Raw genomic sequence first — 14,453 nt, forward strand, 5'->3', positions numbered from 1 at the left:
CAAGCGGGCCTGGATCTGTCATCGTTGCTTATTTTCTTCGCTGGCTGAGCTGGATCAGACGCCGCATGGCGGCGCCGGTCGTTTTCGAACGCTGCGTGAGCGCGTTGCTCACGGCGGCGGCGGCCTTCTCTATCATGAACAGCGTGATCAGTGCGTCCGCAGTCCGTACATCGGAAGGAAACAGGGCGTACCCCTTCATTGCCCTGCGATAACTCTTGAAGAAATCACGGTTTGCCAGTGCCTGCCAGCTCTCCACCTGCTGCCGCAGCGCGGTGCCCATTTCAATTGAATCAGCCGCCACATGGTCCAGCGCCGCCGCTGACGCCTCCGAAAATGAGAGCAGCATCCTCGCCACATCCCGCAGCGGCGTATGCTTCCAGCGGCGCTCCGCCCAGTCCCGTCCAGGCTCGCCACCATAGTGGGTAATCAGAAAATCGTTGTTTGACAGCCATACCTGGCCGAGATGATAGTCACCGTGATAGCGTGCCTTGGCGCCGGCCGCCTCGGGGTGCGCGTTTGCCGCATGCATGATGCGCCGGGAGAGCCTGGGCCGGGCCGCCACCAGACTGTTGCCCGCCGGCTGTGTTACATCGGGCAGCGACGGCAATTCCGCTTCCAGCAATTTGTACATCGCGCCCAGTTGCATGTGCGCACTGCTCACCCATCCGTCAACGTCGTCGGCCGTGACGGGCTCGCTGCCAAATGCACCAGCGGCATCCGGCAGCGCCAGCGCCCGATGAAATTCCGCCGTGCGCAGGCCCAAGGTCCTGATCAGGTCCATGTAGGCGGCGTGCCGCGTGTCCGGAGGATGCTCCGGCCGTGCCAGACACTCGTCCAAGAAGCGCTCCAGATAATTCAGCGTATAAGTCCAGGCATTACCCTGGTTTTCCCCATAGCGCTCCAGGATCGCGAGCGTTGAGCGATGCCCCTCGTTATCCGAGTACTCCACCGTGCCGGCCAGCTGGGTCATGTGGGTAAACTTTGCCGTCTCCGTGAGAAATCTCGACACCTCCAGCTCCGGGTGCACGCCCGCAAGCAGCCAACGGTAGTTCTTCAACACCAGATGATTGCCGAGATTCACCACCAGGCGCCCGCGCTCGGATGCGGTACGCGTCACCGTGGCTGTACTCGCTGGATCCGTGAAGCCCGGAAAGGCGAGAGTTGCCTGGAACTGCAATTGCCCGCCGCCAAACGGCACGGTCGAGCCACGCTCCATGCTCGATACCACCGTACGGCAAAATGCATCGTCCCAAAACGCGTCGAACAGAATCCCCATGCGCGCGCGCCGCCGCACCTTGGCCAGCGTGGCGTGCAGCAGCGCGCCGATACGGCTTTCATCTTCGTCTTCCCATGCCAGCGCGAGTGGAATGGCGTAGCGATGCGATTCACCACCGGTGAGCGTCAATACCGCGGTGGCCAGCAACCAACTGCCGGATTCCGTGGCCCACTCGTTCATCTCGCCAAGCTCGAATTTCTCCGTTGCCGCATCTTTATCCAGGAACCATGGCTGGGAGCGGAAGTAGCGCGGAATGATCTGCCGCTCCAGCTGATCCCGCGCACGGCGCACCATCAGCTGGTTCACGCCCTCACGGTCCTCGGTGTGTCCAAAGAGGGTATGCCATCCCAAGTCTACCAGTATCAGCACGGGCAGATCCGGTGGTACCGGGCGCTCTTCGTGCCAGGCCGGCGCCTCCACATCCGTGGCCAGACGGAAGGCATAGAATCCATGGCCACTCAAGGTGAGCACATACGGCAGCTGGCCGATGGGGGGAAACTTGCTGCGGCCCATCAATTCCACCGGTACTTGACCCTTGAAAGGGCTCAAATCCAGTTCTACCGCCTGTGGCGCGCGTGACAGATTGGCCACGCACAAGATTATTTCATCCTCGTACTCGCGCAGATAAGCAAGTATCTTGCGATTGCCCGGCCGCAGAAAAACGAGCGTGCCACGGCCGAAGGCGCGTTGCGCCTTGCGCATCGCAATCAATCGCCGCATCCAGCTGAGCAACGAGGAGGCATTGCGTTGCTGGGACTCCACATTCACCGCGCCGAAGCCATAGACGGAGTCGATGATGGGGGGTAGAAACAGGCGGCTGGGATCAGCAGTGGAAAAGCCGCCATTGAGTCCCCCGCGCCACTGCATGGGCGTGCGGACACCATTGCGGTCGCCGAGCAGGAAATTGTCACCCATGCCGATCTCGTCGCCGTAATAGAGAATCGGCGAGCCCGGCATGGTCATGAGCAGCAGATTCATCAGTTCAATGCGGTGCCGGTCGTTCTCCAGCAGCGGCGCGAGCCGACGGCAGATGCCCAGATTGAGGCGCGCCTCAGGGTCGATCGCGTAGGTCTGGTTGAGATAGTCCCGTTCGCGATCGGTGACCATCTCCAGGGTCAGTTCGTCGTGATTGCGCAGGAACACCCCCCACTGGCAATTGTCCGGGATGTCCGGCGTCTGCTCCATGATCTCCACGACCGGATGCCGGTCCTCCTGTGCGATGGCCATGTACATGCGCGGCATGAGCGGGAAATGGAAGGCCATGTGGCATTCGTCGCCCCCACCGAAATACTCGCGCACATCTTCCGGCCACTGGTTCGCCTCCGCCAGGAAAATGCGATTGCGGTAGTGTTTATCCAGTTCCGCGCGCATGCGTTTGATGATCGTGTGGGTTTCCGGCAGGTTCTCGTTGCTGGTACCCTCACGCTCGCACAGATAGGGCATTGCATCCAGGCGCATGCCATCCACTCCGGCATCGAGCCAGAATCTCATCACATGCATGATCGCCTTGAATACATCGGGGTTGGCAAAATTCAGGTCCGGCTGGTGCGAGAAGAAGCGGTGCCAGTAAAAAGCCTTTGCTTCTTCGTCCCACGTCCAGTTGGATTTCTCCGTGTCGCTGAAGATGATGCGGGTTCCGCTGTATCTGGAATCGGTATCGCTCCAGACGTAGAAGTCCCGCTTGCTTGAACCCGGCGGCGAACGCCGTGCCGCCTGGAACCAGGGATGCTGATCGGATGTGTGGTTGATGACCAGCTCGGTGATCACGCGCAAGCCGCGGCGATGCGCTTCGCCGATAAACTTGTGAAAGTCCGCCATTTCGCCGACGGCGGGATGGATATTGTGATAGTCGGCGATATCATAGCCGTCGTCGCGCCCCGGCGATGGATAGAACGGCAGCAGCCAGAGTGTGTTGACGCCCAGTTCCTGCAGATAGTCGAGCTTGGAGATCAGGCCCGGAAAATCTCCGATGCCATCGCCGTTGCTGTCGAAGAACGTCTTGACGTGCAACTCGTAGATGATGGCATCCTTGTACCAAAGCGGATCGTCTTCTTGTTCCATGGCGTGCTTTCTTTCCGTACCGGAGTGTCGCCTTCCTGAAAGAGGCGGGGTCTATTGCACAGCTTCCATGCCAGGACTGCAGGGTTATGCTACGCCAGCCCCTCGCTGGAGGTACCGCGGGTGCTTCATGAACCGGACGTTTTGCGATGCAGGAGAAAACGCAGCATGGCATCCGTTATCGCGCCTTTTCCGGCACGGTCGAATGCGACAAACATCGGCGCGGTATTGACTTCGAGAAACTTCAATTTTCCGGTGTCACCGCACGTTTTATAGTCCGCCGCCGCGAAATCAAGACCGATACGATCGGTTAATCGTTTCAATTGCCGGGCCAGCCGTTTTGATGGACTCGCGATCATCCATAATCTGCATGCACTATCCACCCGGTAATCGATTTCTTTTGATTCAATTCCGAATGCCAGAAATTCCTTGCCTATACGGAATACCCTGATGTCGGGTGACACCAGCCGCTCCTGGATAATGGCGGGCGCCGCCGCCGCGCCACCGCGCTGCGCGACTTTCCCTATCAGATCGCCCAATACCTGTGTGTATTCGCCTCCGCAGACCGGCTTTCCGATCCACTTCCCGAAGTCGTCGCCGGCTTCTTCATTAATTCTCTGAATGTCATTCGATACCAGCGAACGCGGAACGTTCATGCCTGCCTCCAATGCCATGCGCAGAATGGCCGGCTTGAGGACATTGGGTTCCCCATCCCTGTTGAAGGCGCGGATATCGGTGCGCGAGGCAATCCAGCCTGCAATCGCGGCGTACCAGGCATGGGCACGAAAAGCTGTCTGTTCGCGGGCATCCGCCATGTGATTGAACACGTCATAGCGCAGGAACGCCGCATCCGGTTCGAGCCGCATGCCATCAAGCAGCAACCGGTTGGCCCGGATATCCCAATGTATTGATGGATGCGTACTGGGTCCAAACAGGACTTTTGTGACGGATATCTTGCGCTTGCGCGCAACCTCGAGCAAATGCGCAATATTGGGGTCCTGTTCTCCACCCGAAATAAGCAGCATCAGTATTCGCCGAATGGATTGCCTTCGCCAGGCCCCCCCTTGGAACCCTTGCCTTCCTCTCCCATCACCAGTGTCGTGAGACCTTCCTCGCCCTTCAGTTTTGTCGTGGGGGCGGGTATTCCCTCACCCTTTTCCCCGGTCGATGGACTCTCTTCTCCTTTCAGGAGTGTGGACGGACCTTCCTCGCCGAGAGCGAAGGTCGTTTGTGGGCCTTCTTCGCCTTTGGCCTTGGTGGTCGGATTCTCCTCTCCCTTGAGAAGGGTGGTAGGCCCTTCTTCGCCTAGCGCTAGGGTCGTGGGCGTCGGTCCCTCTTCACCTTTTGGCTTCGTTGTCGGCAACGGCTTGCCCTTGGTTCCCTTCGGAGGCTTGGTGGCCGGACTTTCCTCACCCAGCGCCAGGGTCGTAAACTGGTCTTTTTCCTTCAAGCTCTTGTCCTCTTCGCCTATCGCAAGTGTGGTCATCGGCACTTCTTCACCCGCCGCCCTGGTTGTCAGTATGTTTTCTTCACCCAGGATCAGCGTGGTGACATTTTCTGAATTTTTTTTCTTTGCCATTGATTATCTCCCTTTGAAATAAAATGACATTAACATGGATTGGCGCAACAAGCATCAGTATAGGAGAGATCTTCAGGAAATCAAGTCAAGGCACTGGGTGAATTGTGCTGATTGGATCGAATGCAGCGGGAAACCCGGACATAACGTGGCGCCCAGATTCCCGATTACCCAGGCACGCCTGCCGCAGCGGTTTCTATTGCGATTTCCCGCGGCGGCAGGGTCACCGCCGATTGGCTGCATGCGTTTTCTTGACAATGCCTTCGAAGATACTAAGCTGAAATCACGATCAATCCTGCAATGCCGGACAGTCTCGGCGCGTTTTTACTTCCTTTCCAGCCATCATATCGAGGAGAGCTACCATGACAGCATGCAAACACGACGAACCTTATCTCAACCCGGATTATGAAGGCGATGCCGGGCATGAGCATGACCATACGGCGCCGCCGGACAATCCCCGCTATCCGGATTCGCGCATCTATGGAAAGTATGCATCCAAGGAACCGCCACGCTATGTTCCGCATCCCTATGAGCATATATGCTTCAAACCGCGCAAGGAGGACTACAAGCCGCCCATGCCATGTGATGGCGACGAGGGTAATGGCGACGGATTATGTTTGCGCAGGAATCAGCGTTCACTCACCGTCGATCAGCAAAACCGGTTCCTGAATGCCTTTACCCAGATAAACGCGGTAAATGCCCTGGGGCCGCTGGTGGATATCCATTCTAACGCCATTCATCAAATGCACTCGAATCCCCGTTTTCTGCCGTGGCATCGGATCTACCTGATACGCATGGAGGAGCTGTTGAAAATGGTGGATCCCACTGTGTGCATCCCCTATTGGAAATCGAGCGAGGATCAATCGTTCCCCTCATGGCTGGCTGGTTTCACCCCGACCGTGAACCTGATGAACGGGCCGCATACGGTAACCCGCAACATCGGCGCATTCGCAACCTTGCCAACCATGGCGGACGTAACGGCGGTAATGGGCAATGGCACCTACAATTCGTTTGCGTCTGCGCTCGAAGGCATTCATAACTCGGGACATGTCTGGGTTGGCGGATCAATGGGGGGCATACCGACCGCGCCCACGGACCCGGTATTCTGGATGCACCATGCGGAGATAGACCGGATCTGGGCGGAATGGCAAGCGGCAAATCCCGGCCAGAATCCCGGTCTTGCCGGCGCCGCGGCGATTATGGACCCCTGGACCGAGGATGAGGCAGCCACGCGCGATATCGCCGCGCTGGGGTATACCTACGTGTAAATCATGTCATGTGTGCTTGCCGGCTGCCGGGTTACGCTATGCTAACTCGGCCTGCCGGTACCTGAGTCCAGACACATCGCCATCATCCATTTCAAGAATTGTGCCGCCGGGAAGCCGGCAGGGGGAATACTTCGAATACTGAAATGGAATAATCCAGAAAAAGTTCGATTTTTTGCTTGAGACCAGTGGACATCGTTATCTGTCTGGAGCGGAGATCTTCCGGATCCGTATGCTCGATGAGCAAGCCATGATCAATTGCAATCTGAACATACTTGATGGCGGTGCGTTGACTGATGTTTGGCATGAGTTGAGGCAACTCGGATTTATAAAAAGTATCACGCGTAGCCCCGTCCAGCCGTAGCCACATCTGCGTAAAAAGATCGTAGTAGTTCAAGTCATGGAAGAGCTTGTCTCCCAAAACATCCATCCAGTATTGATCCGTGCTGTTAAGTAACTGAATAAACTGGCGCCGTCTCGCGTTCGCGGAGCTATCGGGTTTGCTCATTCTTCATCCTGATTGGTAATTCCAAGTTATCACAAAAGATATAATTATATCTCTTTTTTACATGTAATTTTACATGTATAATTACATCGTTCTCGCAATATTGCGGGATTATCGGAATACCTTCGCAAAGGACGCCGGGACCATGATTAACAGCATCGAGAAAACCTGGTTTCGCCATCAAGGCAGCCTGCTGCCAAACATTTCAGCACTGTTTTACTGCCACCTGACTTATTTTGGTGGAGCCGGGCTCATTTTGTCTCTGAATCCTGTCCTAATGGCGGCCGGCACGCTCGCCATGGCGCATGGCATGGTGATCGCCGCCTATCTGATTCACGACTGCGGACACAACACCCTGTTCAAATTGCCGCGTCACAATGCCATGATGGGGGGGGCGCTGAACTGGCTTACCGGCGGCTGTTATAGTACCTACGCGGATCTGCGTACGGCTCATATGCATCACCATGTGGATAATGCGGATGTGACCACGCTCGACTATAGAGGCTATCTTGCAAGGCATCCGGTCCAGCGCAAAATTGTGGAGGCATTGGAGTGGCTGTATGTGCCCGCCGTGGAATGGATCATGCATGGCGTGCTTGTCCTTGCCCCATTCGTTCTCAAGGAAAAGAAGGATCAACGCAGGCGTGTAACGCGGGTAGCAGTAATCCGCTTCGGCCTGTTTCTGGCGCTGTTCCTCTACTCGCCGATAGCCTGTCTGTGCTATCTGCTGGCTTACACCATCCTTTTGACCGTGTTGCGTTTCATGGATGCGTTCCAGCATAACTATGGCGTCGTCGCCCTGGCGCTGGCGGATGAAGCTGAGCTGATAAAGCACAGGGGCGACCGGGACTATGAGCAATCCCATACGTTCAGCAACCTGATTTCGGTGCAGCATCCATGGCTGAATCTCCTTACCCTCAACTTCGGCTATCACAATGCGCATCACGCCAGGCCCACCACGCCCTGGCACATGCTGCCAACATTGCATCAGGCGCTGTATGGGAACGATACGTCCGCTGTCATCCCATTCCGGAAGCAATTATCAAGCTTCCATAAGAACAGGGTCACACGCGTACTCGGCGACGATAGCGAGATGCAAGGAAACCGGTTTGCGCAGCGCCTGTGGAATGGTTCAGCAGTGGGTGTTGCCGGAGTGTCTTTCCTGACCCCGTTCTAAGAAACGCCCAACGGCCTCTGATTTGACCGGGGGCGTTCGTGGTTACACAAATTGCAGTGAACTCGTGTACCGCCATGTTGCGCTCCCTGGTGCCGTAGACTAAGCTACGATTTCCACCGCCTTTATCCCACGCCTGCGATCATCCCGATTCCATAGCAGCGCGCTCCGCGGAGGACTTGTTCAGGGGTTTCCTAATATGAATAAAGTTTGCTTGGTTGCTGGGGTGGGTCCGGGGAACGGTACCGCGATCGCAAGCCAGTTTTCCGCCAATGGTTACCAGGTAGCTCTTTGCGCGCGTAACCAACAGAAATTGAATGACATTGCGGCGACTATCAAGGGTTCCAGCCCATTCGGGTACGATGTCCGGGACCCGGAAGCCGCACCCAAAGTTTTTGCCCAAGTCCGGCAGCAACTTGGCCCGATTGACGTTCTTGTGTACAACGCGGGTGCGGGCACTTTCGCCAATATCGACGATGCCACGCTGGAGGATTTTCAGTCCGCGTGGGAAGTTAATTGCAGGGGGTTGTTTCTCGCGGTAAAGGAGGCGCTCCCCGATATGCGCGCTGCGGGAACCGGTCATATCATCGCCATCGGTGCGACCGCATCCATCAAGGGTGGGGCCAATTTTGTTCCCTTCGCATCCGCGAAGGCCGGTCAACGGGGACTCGTCCAGTCTCTGGCAAGATATCTCTGGCCCGAGAATATTCATGTCAGCTATGTAATACTCGACGGGATCGTGAATCTGCGGCGAACCAGGCAGCTGATGCCTGACAAGCCGGATGAATTCTTTATGGAACCTTCCCGGATTGCGGAATCTGTCTACTTTCTCACACAGCAGAACAAACAAGCCTGGACATTCGAACTCGATCTTCGGCCTTACGCCGAGAAATGGTAGGTATGGCAGCCTGCTATCCGGTAGCGTTCGCAGCGCTCACCACTGGTGGGCCGGATCCCGGATCAAACCGAAATGACAAATTCGTAGTATTTTCGCGCCATAGTTAAACATGAGGGTTGTATGAAACTGGAATCGCTGGCACTGCACCATGGATACAAATCCGAACCGACGACGAGAGCTGCGGCGGTTCCCATTTATCAGACAACATCCTATACGTTCGACAACACGCAACATGGCGCCGATCTATTTGATCTAAAGGTGCCGGGAAATATTTATACGCGCATCATGAATCCCACCAACGCGGTGCTGGAGCAGCGAATTGCGGAGATGGAGGAGGGGGTCGGTGCGCTGACCGTGGCCTCGGGCATGGCGGCAATCACCTATGCGATCCAATGTATCGCCAGCACCGGCGACAATATTGTGAGTACCAGTCAGCTTTATGGGGGCACCTACAATTTGTTTGCCCATACGTTCCCGAGACAAGGCATCACATCGCGCATGGTGTCGTACGATGACTATGAGGGCATCGAGCGGAATATCGACAACAATACCCGGGCCGTTTTTTGTGAATCCATCGGAAATCCCGCGGGGAATATCGTCGATATCGAAAAATTGGCGGACATTGCCCACAGGCACGGGGTGCCTCTGATTGTCGACAGTACGGTTTCCACCCCCTATCTTTGCCAGCCTTTCAGGTTTGGCGCGGATGTCGTGGTGCATTCGCTGACGAAATATATCGGAGGTCATGGCACGACGGTGGGGGGAATGATCGTGGATTCGGGGAAATTCGATTGGGTGAAGCACAAGGAACGCTTTCCCCTCCTGAATGAAGCCGATCCCTCGTACCATGGTGTGGTGTATACGGAAGCGTTTGAAAATGCCGCCTTCATTGGCCGCTGCCGGGTCGTGCCGCTGCGTAATACCGGGGCGGCTCTATCACCGCATAGCGCATTCTTGATACTGCAAGGCCTGGAAACGCTGGGTTTGAGGATGGAGCGGCACTGTGAGAACGCCCTGAAAGTCGCGCAGTACCTGGAAGGCCATCCAAAAGTGGAACGGGTCAATTATGCAGGATTGCCCCGCAGCAAATATCACGACCTGTGTATCAGGCTAAGCAAGGGAAAAGCCTCTGGGATACTGAGCTTCGAGATCAAGGGTGGAGCAGCCGCGGGCGGCCGCTTCATCGATGCGCTGAAGATGATCTTGCGTCTGGTCAATATCGGCGATGCAAAATCACTCGCCTGCCATCCTGCATCAACCACCCATCGGCAATTGAGCCCCGATGAGTTGACGGCCTCGGGGGTGTCGGAGGGCTTGGTCAGAATATCGGTGGGCATAGAGCATATCGACGATATCATCGAGGATATTGCTCAGGCGCTGACCAGATGTTAGATACCGTTGTTTGAGTGTGCCCGCTGATGGGTTGCGTCTTGATCCATCCATCCATCTGCCCCCCTCTCGTGCATATAAGGCTCAAGAAAATCCAGGATGTGGCCTTCATATTCCTTGCCCGCATAGGCGTGCATGTTGAAGTGTCCGCCTCCCGGCACTATCCACATTTCTTTTGGCTGCCGGGCGGCCTCAAACAACCGTCCGGTTTCCGCGACTGTCGTATGGCGGTCGTCGGTGCCGGAAATCAGCAGTAAGGGTGCATTGAGGTTGCCTATGCGGGTAATGGGATTCAACGCCTCGGGCGGAACATTCAGACGAAATGTTAGCTGCCATAGCAGGAGTGGGGAAAGCACCCGTCCCGCCTCGCCAAGGTGGAGCCTCAAGCGGTTTTCGACAGCTTCTTTAATAGTGGGGTGCATCGATTCCAGCACTACGGCATCAAGCCTTAACGGATGGCCTGCCAGTACGATAGCTGCCGCACCCAGCGAAACGCCAATGGCGGCAATCCTTTCAGACGGGAAATTTTTCCGCAGAAAGGCCACGGCAGCCTCTACATTCTCTGATTCACGCGCACCAAAGGTGATCCGTTCGCCAGGTGTCTCGCCATGCGCCTGAAGATCGATGAGAAGAACGCCGTATCCCCGGGCATTCAGAAACCTGGCCCGGCTCAGCATCTCGACGCGATTGCTGCGGATCGAATGAACCAGTAATACCACGCCGCCGCCATGTTCACCGCGCCTCAGCCAGCCGTGCACACCCGAATCGCCATCGCTGGAGCCGGCATCGGAGGGAATCTGCACGGACTCGACCGGGAAATCGGATGATACCGTGCCCGACAGGGAATCCACAGAGGTGGGCGCCGCGCCACTCAATAATTCGCCCACTCCCACGGCACCGATCATTATGGCGCTCACGCAGGCGGGTATTGCGATCGGAATCCAGCGGCGCATGTGTGTTTAGTTTAAGGGAAAAGCTGATTTGCTGGTTATCTGTGGGGTCACGCCATTGGCAACCTAACCCGTTCCTGCTGAAAAAGGCTCGCCATCCCGGCTTGGATTTTTCGCGTGGATTATCAGCACCTGCGGAAACCGTTTCAATCGATAATACTTTGTCACGGTTTTCCGGCGAGCATTTTCGATGCGAGGGCGGTGCCGAGCACGCGTGCCTGTATCTTCTCGAAGGCTGTGTCGCGGCTTGTGGAGGTATCATCGCAGAAGGGGGAGAACCCGCAGTCATCGGTGGTGCCTAGCTGATCAATGGGAATATATTCAGCCGCCTCGATAATGCGGTCGCGTATCTGTTCGGGGTTTTCGACGTGCGGATCGATAGGATCGACGACGCCGATGAAAATCCGATGGTCCGGTTTCATATGGGCACGGATGATCTTCAGCACTCGCACGTAATCGCGCTCCGCCGCCAGCGCAATATAAAAATTTCCTGCTTTCAATTGAAACAGGCTGGGTAACAACTCGGCATAATCGACATCGGCACTGTGTGTCGAATCCCGGTCGCCGCCCGCGCATGTGTGGATTCCAATCCGCGCAAGTTCTTCGGAGGAAAAACGCGAAAGCGCCAGGTTATTCAGATCGATAAAACTGTTGAGGAGCTTGCCCGTGGGATCAAGCTTTAATGCCAGCCGTCCCTCGGTGAAATCGATTTGTACTTTGTGCGCGCCCTTGTCAAGACAGCGGCGAACCTCGATTTCGTGTTCGTGAAGAAGATCGTCGATAAATTCCGCGCGCGAGTATCCGGGTATCTCCGTGGCGGGGTATATGAGACTTAGTGCGGAAGGTGAGATGACCGCCTGCTTCACGGGAACGCGCGTGTGCCGCATGGCCTTTTCCAGAAAACGATCCGCGTAGATCCGGTAACGGAATGGCCCCGAGGTGAGCTGCGGCAGGCGACGGGTATGGCCGGCGTCGAAGGGAATGATGAAACCATCGGGCGTCGTATTTTCGAGCCCGTCCACGCAATAAGTGACGAAATTATGGTATTTCCGCTGCTCGCCATCGGTAATGACCGGCGAACCGGTCGCCTCGAACCTTTGGATGGTATCCCGTATCGCGATATCGTAGAGCGGTTCCAACTTGGGGTCCATATGGTTACCCTCAGCGAATGCCTCGATCAATTCGGGAGGTCTCGGAATGCTGCCGATGGGCTCGGTGGGTATGGTCATCATCATGATTTCTGATAATTCAAGTTTCTCCATCTAGTCCACCCGAGGCTTTCGCGTCCATTTGCTCAGACTCCCGATGGTGGCAATCAGTTCGTGCGATTCGACGGGCTTGGAAAGATGCATCTGGTACCCGGCAATCATCGCGCGGGTCCGATCTTCGGCCCGGGCAAAAGCGGTGAGGGCGATGGCGGGTGTATTTCCGCCGTGAGCTGCAGGAAGATTTCTTACCTCGCGGATGAGCTGGTACCCATCCTTTCCAGGCATGCCGATGTCACTTATCATGACATCTGGTCTCCTGCTTTTCAGAAGCTCCAATCCTTCCACGGCATTGGCGGCGGTGATTACGTCGGCTTCGTATTCGGTCAGCACTTCATTGATGAGCTCAAGGGAATCCAGTTCGTCGTCAATGACCAGAATCTTTACGCCCGCGAGCGTGACGTATCGGCTGCCCGGCGCGGTGGCTGCCGATGCGGGGGCGCGCTGATCTTTTCTGTCCTTGATGGATGCAAGCGGCAGGCTCACGCTAAACGACGCGCCCAATCCTTCACCGGCGCTTTCCGCATGAACCGTTCCGCCATGAAGCGCTACAAGCTGCTTCACGATCGAAAGTCCCAGGCCGAGGCCCCCGTGGTACCGGGTAAGCGAGGAGTCGGCCTGCCGGAAGCGGTCAAAAATGTATGCCATGAACTCAGGCTTTATTCCGATGCCCGAATCCTTTACCGTGATCTCCAGATGCGCAGACTCTCGCCTGACGATAAACTCGATATTGCCCTCCCTGGGAGTAAATTTGACCGCATTGGAAAGAAGATTCCAGATTATCTGCTGGAGCCGGTTAGGGTCACCCGAGATAAATCCGGCGTCGGGGTCGATCTTTTTTATCAGATGAATATGTTTGGCCTCCGCCGCAGGAGCCACTGACTCCAACGCCGCCTCGGCTATCCCGGCAAGGTTTAGCCGCTGCACATCCAATTTTATTTTCCCGGAGATTATGCTGCTCATTTCAAGAAGGTCTTCAATAAGCTTGTTTTGCACACGCGCGTTTCTTTCTATGGTCTCCAGCCCCCGCTGAACGGCTTCCTGCTTCATTGTTCCCTGTGAGATAAGCTGTGCCCATCCGAGGATTGCGTTAAGCGGTGTCCTGAGCTCATGAGACAGGGTAGCGAGAAATTCATCCTTGATCCGGTTGGCCCGCTCCGCTTCGTTCCTTGCGGCCCGTTCGTTCTCAAGAAGCTGTTTCTTTTCTTCGTCCGCCCGTTTTATGCTGTCGATGTCCGTGTTCGAACACACCCACATCGATACTTTTCCCAAGGCATCGCGCTTGGCATGAGCCCGGGTCAGATGCCAGCGGTAGCCGCCGTCGGCCTGACGGAAGCGGATTTCCATCTGGAAAGGTTCTCCTGTGGCAAGAGAGTGGCGCCAGCGGCTGGTATTCTCATCCACGTCATCAGGATGGACAAATTCTGTGTTGGCCCAGCTTTCCATCTGCTCAAGAGGAAGTCCGGTATAGTCTCTCCATTGCTGATTAAAATAATCCACAACACCGTCTGCCCGGGCGGTAAATATTTTCAAAGGCATCGACTCGGCCATGAAACGTTGCCGTTCCCCGCTTTCCCGTAGTGCTTCTTCAGCATGCCTGCGCGCCGTGATGTCCCTGAAGCTCCAGACACGGCCAATATTCTGATTCTCAATATATTGAATTTGGGAGAACCGCTCAAACACCCTGCCATCGTTGAGTTCCAGCACATCATAGCTATCCGCGGGCCAGGATGAATAGATCTCTTCTGTTCTCTCCAAAAGCCATTGGGGGTTCTTCGCATTCATACAGCATAATTTCAGCAGTTGCCTGTGTTCACTTAAATTTGTAATGTCGCGGGGTATTCGCCACATCCGCAGATACAGTTCATTGAAGCGAAGTACCAGTCCGTCCTGATCGGTAACCAGGATTCCATCAGCGGTGGATTCAATGGTGGCGCGCAGGATCGAGAGCGAGTGATCGAGCCGCCGTGCTTTTTCTTCCAGCGATTTTTTGGCTTGTCTGAGTTCGTTCTCGGCTCGCTGGCGCGCGAGGAGAATGGTGTTCGAGGTTTGCAATGCAACGGAGTGCAGTAGTTTCTCTTCGCTATCGTCTATCAT

The 14,453-nt window shown here is 55.9% G+C and carries 11 protein-coding genes; 4 read left to right on the forward strand and 7 right to left on the reverse strand.

The genetic code is table 11. The features are described 5' to 3' along the window. Positions 1-28 precede the first annotated feature (28 nt). The 3 genes from treS to EBAPG3_RS08440 all read right to left on the reverse strand — a co-directional run bounded on the left by treS (position 29) and on the right by EBAPG3_RS08440 (position 4,913). On the reverse strand, positions 29-3,337 hold the full coding sequence (gene treS / locus EBAPG3_RS08430; RefSeq protein WP_004181210.1) for a maltose alpha-D-glucosyltransferase: 3,309 nt from the start codon (positions 3,335-3,337) through the stop codon (positions 29-31). A 125-nt stretch (positions 3,338-3,462) separates the two neighbouring features. Next, positions 3,463-4,359, reverse strand: a complete 897-nt coding sequence (locus EBAPG3_RS08435) for an ATP-grasp domain-containing protein (protein ID WP_004181209.1) — start codon at positions 4,357-4,359, stop codon at positions 3,463-3,465. Continuing rightward, positions 4,359-4,913, reverse strand: coding sequence for a hypothetical protein (locus tag EBAPG3_RS08440; protein ID WP_004181207.1), 555 nt, complete (start codon positions 4,911-4,913; stop codon positions 4,359-4,361). Before EBAPG3_RS08440 ends, EBAPG3_RS08435 begins: the two co-directional genes overlap by 1 nt. A gap of 359 nt (positions 4,914-5,272) precedes the next feature. On the opposite strand from EBAPG3_RS08440, the gene EBAPG3_RS08445 reads away from it, so the two are divergent. Next, a complete protein-coding gene (locus EBAPG3_RS08445) occupies positions 5,273-6,178 on the forward strand; it encodes a tyrosinase family protein (protein WP_004181204.1) in 906 nt (301 codons plus the stop codon). 91 nt (positions 6,179-6,269) lie between these two features. Here the strand turns inward: EBAPG3_RS08445 and EBAPG3_RS08450 are convergent, their stop codons facing one another. Then, positions 6,270-6,683 (reverse strand): MarR family transcriptional regulator, encoded by a 414-nt coding sequence (locus EBAPG3_RS08450; protein ID WP_151898898.1) that lies wholly within the window; start codon positions 6,681-6,683, stop codon positions 6,270-6,272. Positions 6,684-6,825: 142 nt separating this feature from the next. On the opposite strand from EBAPG3_RS08450, the gene EBAPG3_RS08455 reads away from it, so the two are divergent. The 3 genes from EBAPG3_RS08455 (at position 6,826) to EBAPG3_RS08465 (ending at position 10,144) form a co-directional block, all read left to right on the forward strand. Further along, positions 6,826-7,857, forward strand: coding sequence for a fatty acid desaturase (locus EBAPG3_RS08455; RefSeq protein WP_040853293.1), 1,032 nt, complete (start codon positions 6,826-6,828; stop codon positions 7,855-7,857). Between the two features lie 196 nt (positions 7,858-8,053). Next, positions 8,054-8,752, forward strand: a complete 699-nt coding sequence (locus tag EBAPG3_RS08460) for an SDR family NAD(P)-dependent oxidoreductase (protein WP_040853284.1) — start codon at positions 8,054-8,056, stop codon at positions 8,750-8,752. Positions 8,753-8,872: 120 nt separating this feature from the next. Continuing rightward, positions 8,873-10,144, forward strand: a complete 1,272-nt coding sequence (locus tag EBAPG3_RS08465) for an O-acetylhomoserine aminocarboxypropyltransferase/cysteine synthase family protein (RefSeq protein WP_004181197.1) — start codon at positions 8,873-8,875, stop codon at positions 10,142-10,144. On the opposite strand, the gene EBAPG3_RS08470 is transcribed toward EBAPG3_RS08465, so the two are convergent. The 3 genes from EBAPG3_RS08470 to EBAPG3_RS08480 all read right to left on the reverse strand — a co-directional run bounded on the left by EBAPG3_RS08470 (position 10,141) and on the right by EBAPG3_RS08480 (position 14,453). Beyond that, entirely contained in the window at positions 10,141-11,094 is a 954-nt protein-coding gene (locus EBAPG3_RS08470) for an alpha/beta hydrolase (RefSeq protein WP_151898899.1), read from the reverse strand. The genes EBAPG3_RS08465 and EBAPG3_RS08470 overlap by 4 nt on opposite strands. A gap of 161 nt (positions 11,095-11,255) precedes the next feature. Continuing rightward, complete coding sequence (locus EBAPG3_RS08475; RefSeq protein WP_004181192.1) at positions 11,256-12,353, reverse strand: cobalamin-independent methionine synthase II family protein; 1,098 nt, start codon at positions 12,351-12,353, stop codon at positions 11,256-11,258. After that, complete coding sequence (locus EBAPG3_RS08480) at positions 12,354-14,453, reverse strand: PAS domain-containing hybrid sensor histidine kinase/response regulator (protein WP_004181190.1); 2,100 nt, start codon at positions 14,451-14,453, stop codon at positions 12,354-12,356.

This window comes from Nitrosospira lacus (genome assembly GCF_000355765.4).
Taxonomy (GTDB): domain Bacteria; phylum Pseudomonadota; class Gammaproteobacteria; order Burkholderiales; family Nitrosomonadaceae; genus Nitrosospira; species Nitrosospira lacus.

What these genes read in the sequence shown, in the direction of transcription:
- treS (WP_004181210.1), bottom strand. Translation starts at nt 3,337, where the DNA reads ATGGAACAAGAAGACGATCCGCTTTGGTACAAGGATGCCATCATCTAC.
- EBAPG3_RS08435 (WP_004181209.1), bottom strand. Translation starts at nt 4,359, where the DNA reads ATGCTGCTTATTTCGGGTGGAGAACAGGACCCCAATATTGCGCATTTG.
- EBAPG3_RS08440 (WP_004181207.1), bottom strand. Translation starts at nt 4,913, where the DNA reads ATGGCAAAGAAAAAAAATTCAGAAAATGTCACCACGCTGATCCTGGGT.
- EBAPG3_RS08445 (WP_004181204.1), top strand. Translation starts at nt 5,273, where the DNA reads ATGACAGCATGCAAACACGACGAACCTTATCTCAACCCGGATTATGAA.
- EBAPG3_RS08450 (WP_151898898.1), bottom strand. Translation starts at nt 6,683, where the DNA reads ATGAGCAAACCCGATAGCTCCGCGAACGCGAGACGGCGCCAGTTTATT.
- EBAPG3_RS08455 (WP_040853293.1), top strand. Translation starts at nt 6,826, where the DNA reads ATGATTAACAGCATCGAGAAAACCTGGTTTCGCCATCAAGGCAGCCTG.
- EBAPG3_RS08460 (WP_040853284.1), top strand. Translation starts at nt 8,054, where the DNA reads ATGAATAAAGTTTGCTTGGTTGCTGGGGTGGGTCCGGGGAACGGTACC.
- EBAPG3_RS08465 (WP_004181197.1), top strand. Translation starts at nt 8,873, where the DNA reads ATGAAACTGGAATCGCTGGCACTGCACCATGGATACAAATCCGAACCG.
- EBAPG3_RS08470 (WP_151898899.1), bottom strand. Translation starts at nt 11,094, where the DNA reads ATGCGCCGCTGGATTCCGATCGCAATACCCGCCTGCGTGAGCGCCATA.
- EBAPG3_RS08475 (WP_004181192.1), bottom strand. Translation starts at nt 12,353, where the DNA reads ATGGAGAAACTTGAATTATCAGAAATCATGATGATGACCATACCCACC.
- EBAPG3_RS08480 (WP_004181190.1), bottom strand. Translation starts at nt 14,453, where the DNA reads ATGATAGACGATAGCGAAGAGAAACTACTGCACTCCGTTGCATTGCAA.